The sequence below is a fragment of the Sulfurovum sp. bin170 genome (assembly GCF_010892395.1).
GTDB lineage: Bacteria > Campylobacterota > Campylobacteria > Campylobacterales > Sulfurovaceae > UBA1140.
In genome coordinates this window covers 1-5,728 of the sequence record NZ_JAACKB010000328.1, presented here as the reverse complement: position 1 = coordinate 5,728, position 5,728 = coordinate 1, and the positions used below count along the sequence as shown (strand labels likewise).

Annotated in this window: 5 protein-coding genes and 1 pseudogene; all 6 read right to left on the bottom strand. The window is 35.2% G+C overall.

What is annotated here, in order from left to right; genetic code table 11:
* Nucleotides 1–149: 149 nt before the first annotated feature.
* Nucleotides 150–1,904 (bottom strand): GspE/PulE family protein, encoded by a 1,755-nt coding sequence (locus GSY74_RS07785; RefSeq protein WP_164664536.1) that lies wholly within the window; start codon nucleotides 1,902–1,904, stop codon nucleotides 150–152.
* A gap of 7 nt (nucleotides 1,905–1,911) precedes the next feature.
* Nucleotides 1,912–2,529: a hypothetical protein gene (locus GSY74_RS07780; RefSeq protein ID WP_164664535.1), complete on the bottom strand. Its 618-nt coding sequence runs from the start codon at nucleotides 2,527–2,529 to the stop codon at nucleotides 1,912–1,914.
* Entirely contained in the window at nucleotides 2,529–3,287 is a 759-nt protein-coding gene (locus GSY74_RS07775; protein ID WP_164664534.1) for a CDC27 family protein, read from the bottom strand. Before GSY74_RS07775 ends, GSY74_RS07780 begins: the two co-directional genes overlap by 1 nt.
* Nucleotides 3,280–4,095 carry an ATP-binding protein gene (locus GSY74_RS07770; protein ID WP_164664533.1) on the bottom strand — a complete coding sequence of 272 codons (816 nt, stop codon included), beginning with the start codon at nucleotides 4,093–4,095 and terminating at the stop codon, nucleotides 3,280–3,282. The genes GSY74_RS07775 and GSY74_RS07770 overlap by 8 nt, the downstream gene beginning before the upstream one ends.
* Nucleotides 4,082–5,521: a pilus (MSHA type) biogenesis protein MshL gene (gene mshL, locus GSY74_RS07765; protein WP_164664532.1), complete on the bottom strand. Its 1,440-nt coding sequence runs from the start codon at nucleotides 5,519–5,521 to the stop codon at nucleotides 4,082–4,084. Before mshL ends, GSY74_RS07770 begins: the two co-directional genes overlap by 14 nt.
* A 1-nt stretch (nucleotide 5,522) precedes the next feature.
* Nucleotides 5,523–5,728: pseudogene (locus tag GSY74_RS07760) on the bottom strand (hypothetical protein); the annotation flags it as partial.

Below are 5,728 nucleotides of genomic sequence, written 5' to 3'. Positions count from 1 at the left end.
ATAGTTCGGGTGTAAACACGCCGATTCCGAAAATGCAGATTGCATATAAGGAAACGATGGCTTCAGCCTCGCTAATTCATTGGCATTAGGCTAAAGCCTCCGATTCCAAGTAAGTTTTGTATTTTTCTGGTGGGCATAAATGCACCACCCTACCGAGCTACTCGTAAAACTTCTTCTAATGAAGTTTTACCTTGCAGAGCCTTATTTACACCATCTTCAAGCATATTCGTAAACCCCTCACTCATAGCCTGAGTTCTCATCTCATCTTTGGTAGCCCCATTTGCAATCATAGTTGACAGCTCTTCAGATATAATCAGAACTTCACAAATCATCTCTCTACCTGCATAACCACTATTGTTACATACTGCACACCCTTTTCCTTTGTAAAAAATAGGATTTTGGGGGAGATATTTAGCTAACTCTTTAAGATTATCTGCCTCTATATCCTGCTCCACCTCTTTGCATGTTCCACATATCTTTCGTACAAGTCTTTGCCCTTGTATACCGATAACAGCACCTGCTAGAAGATAGTCCTCTATCCCCATATCCTGCATCCTACTAATAGCAGATATGGAGTCGTTGGTGTGTAGAGTAGAGAGTACCAAGTGACCTGTAAGTGCCGCTTCAATAGCAATTCGCAGAGTCTCTTGGTCTCGAATCTCACCAATCATAATCTTGTCAGGGTCTTGTCGCAAGATAGAGCGAAGGGCTGCTGCGAATGTGAGTCCTGTTTTGGCACTCACCTGTACCTGTTGAATTCCATCCATCTGATACTCCACAGGGTCTTCGACTGTGATAATCTTATCTCTAACATCAATAATAGCATTCAAAGCACCATATAAGGTTGTCGTCTTACCTGAACCTGTAGGACCTGTGACTAGCATAATCCCATAAGGTGATTTTATCCCTTTTTTAAATTTTTTATAAGCTTCTGCATTCATCCCTGCATCTTCTAGTTTTACTAGTGCTTTTGATTTATCAAGTATCCTCATAACAATAGACTCACCAAACATGGTAGGAAGGGTAGATACTCTAAAGTCATAGACTGCCCCATTTACAATATGTGTAAATCTACCATCTTGTGGTTTTCTCTTCTCTGCAATATCAAGGTTTGAGAGTAGTTTAGTTCGAGAGGCGAGAGGACCAAAGATTATCTTCTCTAGTTTAAAATACTCTTGTAGCATACCATCAACTCTATAACGAACTATGGCACTCTCTTCTGTTGCCTCAATATGAATATCACTCGCCATTGAGCTGATAGCTGTTGAGAGAATCGTCTCAATAAGTTTCAAAACAGCAGATGAGTCCTCTGCCCCCTCTTTGACCTCTTTAACCTCAGCAGACCCCTCTGTTAGGTCATGTTTAATATCTTCAGAATACTCCACTACCTCCTCAGAGGTTTTTAGTTTCATAAGCTCTCGTTTAATCATATTTGCATTGGCAATGGCAACGACCATAATTTTGCCACGGAAAAATCTCTCTATGGCTCCTTTTGCCTCAAAATCAGAGGGATTTTCAAATGCAACGGTGACTCTTGACTGGTCATCTTCATATAGTGGCAGAGCGTTGTATCGCATAAGCTGTTTTAGAGGCAATCGCTCTATTAATTTGTGGTCTAAGTCAACATCATTTATATCTACATACTCAATAGCAAGATTATTAGCTATTCTTTTAAGTATTCTAGTTGTATCTATTCCATTAATAGACTCCAAATCTTTCATCTCCACAGAGTGCATACGAAGCTCTTTTATAAGCATCTCTTCCATCTGCACAACACTAAGAATCTTGACCTTAATCAGATTCTCTATATTAACTCTCTCTTCTCCATATTTGGTTATAAAAAGGTCAAGCTTTCTCTGCTCTATTACCTCATTTTGTATTAATAAATCTATTACTCTTTGCATTTTATTCCTATTTGTATCTGTATCTTTTGGTAAATTTATCGTTTTGATAAATATCTATAATTAAATATTTATTTTCTATATATAGTTGATATTTTTTATCTCCATCTTCCAATTTATATACGCCATCTTTTAGTGCATATTTTTTATTAACAAACATGCTAAAAATCTTTGACAAGAGAAAATTTGTCTTTGGTAGATTCAAATCACCTAGTGCTTTTTCATCCAATAGAGCCTGTTTGAGAAGTTGTTTTTGCAGTAAAATAGTTGCAAAATAACTTGCATTCTCTCTGGACTCTTTGGTCTCTTTGAGTATTATCATGGGTGTTGCTATACGATGTATATTGTCTGTCTCCAGACAGGTTAAACCATAAAGAGTCAGATACTTCTCATTTTTTCTATTTTTGTTAAAGTGTTTCATTGCATAGTCACAGCCTCTGTCATACTCTTGCTTCTCATAAAACTTATAGAGTGTAGAGAGGTTGGAGGAGAGTAGAGCTGAACTTAATATAGTTAGAAAAACTAGAAATCTTGCAAAACTAGGAACCGATGGCTTTAGCCTCGTCCTGTTCGGGACTAAAGTCTCCGACTCCAAAGAGTTTTGTAAGAAGTCTACTAGCCATTTCATTAGATGCTCTTTGCTTTTATTTTATCTATAAGAGCTTTTGCTTTAGGTGATTTACTTGTACGATAGTAAGCGATTAGTATCTTCAAAGCTTCTTGTTGTTTTCCGAGTTTCTCTTGTGATGAAGCGAAAATCAACCAACTTTCATCCAATTTTTTATCTAAATTATTTGCTTTCAGTGCCCATTTCTCTGAGTTTTCATAGTTACCTGCTTTATAATAAGCTTTTGCAATGAGTAGAGCCTCTCTAGGATTTTTGTTCTGTTCAAATTTCTTTTTCATTATATTCATATAGTTGTTAGAAGTTCCATGAAGATTGATTTTTTTTGTCTCTCTACTATTGAGAGAAGAACCATTAACTACGGCTAACTCTTGAGCTGTTAAATAGGTTGATGCTTTAACTTTAACTAATTTTTCTTTACTTTTTACTCTCTTTTTCTCTGCAACTCTTCTTCTCTCTTTTTTATCGTTTATCTTCTCACTCTCTAAATCTACAATAGGAATAGTAGGTGCTAACATAACTTCATCAGACTCTCTTTTCTCTTCTGTTACTGTTTCATTGCTCTCTTTATCTACTTTAGCATCCATTACAGCTGTCTGTTTGCTCTGCTCACCAAAACTTATATTTAGATCTAATTTATAAAGAATATAGTATCCTCCATAAATCAATATAAGTAAAACTACTAAAATAGAAAAAACTAAAATCAAACTTTTTGCTTTATATCTGTACCATCTTTTTTCAAGCTCTTTTGTATTAATCATCTATATATCCTATCTTTATAGCTGCCATCTCAAGAATTTTTTTAGAGAGTTTCACCCCTCCAATTTTCTCGGGTTTGTACATATCATAATATTCATAAATATTAAAAATCGTATATAAAAATTTATTGGTCTCTCGAAAGTTCCCCTTTGTACAAGTGTGAATAAACTTAATATCTTTTTTTGTTATCATATTTGAAACCTCTACAAAACTCTTCTGTAGTAATTTTTTCTTTATATATATATTTAGCTCTTCTGGGGTAGCATTTTTAAGCTCTATCACCTCCCAGATACGAGTTTTGAAATGCTCTTTTGCTATGAGTTCTTCATTCTCTGTTTTGTGTAGAGTAATGACAAATTTGACTACTCTAGTATCCGAAAGTAGTCGAATTTTCTCCATTAGTGCTTCACTATAGAGTTGACACTCATCGAGAAGAAACATTATCTCTCTTTTTCCTCTGAGACTTTGACAAAACTTTAGGAGACCATCAAAGTTGACACGCATATTTTGAGGGATTTTTCGAGATGATATCCCCTCATATATTCGTTTGAGAAACTCTTTTTCGCTAAGAATTGGTGCATCAAAATAGTGTATCTCTCTGCTATTTTTCAAATCATGATATAGCTTATTTAATATCATGCTTTTACCTGTTCCTGGTCTACCAAAAAGTAGTATCATCTTTAGAGGTTTATCCAAACTCTCTTCTAAAACTTGATAGTTATAAGTTGTAGAGTCTAGCTCTACAAAATTCTCTTGATCTACAGAGTCTATAAAGATGTTTTTTATATCACTATATTTACTTCTCTTCATCTTTTAGCTTTCGATATCCTAAATCTTCTAGGGATAACTCATGTTCTCTATTGATAATATGTGGTCTAATCACAAGTACCAACTCCTCCACACTATCAATCTTTACCTCTCTTTTGAACAGATGGTCAAGAAGTGGTAAATCTCCTAAAAGAGGAACTTTAGAGACTTTTGTTCCTGTTTTGGATGAGATGAGACCACCCAAAATAACATGCTGACCATCTTGTATAGTTACTACCGATGAGATCTGTTTTCTTGATAGATCAGGTGGAATATTTCTCGAACCTGAATCATCTCTTTGCACAGGATCCAGAGTATCTGAGATAGATGGATTTATCTTTAGTGTGATGGAACCATCCTCTGAAATTTCAGGTGTAATATCAAGTAGAATACCTGCAAAAACAGATTTTACCTCTTCATTATTAGTTGTGGCAACACCTCCACCATTTGATTGACTACTCCCAGATTGAATTTTATAAAAAAGTTCATTTCCAACTGAAATCAATGCTGGTTGATTATTTAGTGTTAGCACCTTTGGATTGGAGATTGACCTTACATCACCTTGGGTCTTTAGAAACTTTATCATATCATTTATCTGTAAGGAGCCATCTGCAATAAGAGCCTTGCTATTGGGTACATCTCCTCCTCTTGAGAGTTGTGTTGAGATTGCCATATTTTGAAGGCTATATATTTGAGACCACTCTACTCCTGTCGTGGCACTATCATCAAAAGTAACACTCAATATATTAACATCAATGAGTACCTGTCTCTTTAACTGTTTTGAAATATCATCTATATATTTCGAGACTCTTTTTAACTGCTTAGGCGTACCTGTTACGGTAATCATACCTGCTTCTTGATTGATAATCGGTTTAGGTGCTTTATACTCATCCTCTGGACGATTGACTAATAACGCTAGTTCGGCAGATATTTTTGACCAAAATTGAAAATTATCGGTACTTGTAATGGTGATACCTAACGAGTCTCCTCCACTATTGCTACTCCCTTCACCACCTCCACCACTGTTGACACTAGTTGTACTAGTACCCTCTCTTCCACCTGAAATATAGTGAAGATTAAACGATTGAGTTTTGAGATATGAGATTTTTAGTCTATTACCATTAAGCTCATAACCGATATTATTCTCTGTTAAAATAACATCCAAAAACTCATTTAGTGAAGCGTTATTGAGTTTTACAATATATAGATTCTCCTGTAGTCTCTTTTTTGCCTCTCTGTCTTTTACAATGAGTGTTAATTCACACTCCTCTGCTATATTCTCTATAACATCTCCATAAGTTAAGGCACTATCAAGTGTAACCGTAAACATCTGTGTAGCACATCTATTGGCATGTGCAGGGGAGAGACCAAAAGCAAAAAATAGAGACCATATTATCATCACCTTTATATATTTTTTTAAAAATCTCATTTTAATTTCCTTTGAACATCTTAAATTTTTTCTCTCTTACTGGTATAATGAGCTGTTTGCTCTCTCTTTCACTTTTTATAGTAATTCTATCTACCCCTATATGAGTAATAGTATAGACTCCTACTTTATCTCCAATCTTATGCCACTCCCCATCAATAAATGCGGCATGGTTTAAGATAGCGACCACTTTATGAGTGACAATTTTTT

Coding starts and splice junctions, on each gene's coding strand:
- GSY74_RS07785 (WP_164664536.1), bottom strand. CDS start 1,904: ATGCAAAGAGTAATAGATTTATTAATACAAAATGAGGTAATAGAGCAG.
- GSY74_RS07780 (WP_164664535.1), bottom strand. CDS start 2,529: ATGAAATGGCTAGTAGACTTCTTACAAAACTCTTTGGAGTCGGAGACT.
- GSY74_RS07775 (WP_164664534.1), bottom strand. CDS start 3,287: ATGATTAATACAAAAGAGCTTGAAAAAAGATGGTACAGATATAAAGCA.
- GSY74_RS07770 (WP_164664533.1), bottom strand. CDS start 4,095: ATGAAGAGAAGTAAATATAGTGATATAAAAAACATCTTTATAGACTCT.
- mshL (WP_164664532.1), bottom strand. CDS start 5,521: ATGAGATTTTTAAAAAAATATATAAAGGTGATGATAATATGGTCTCTA.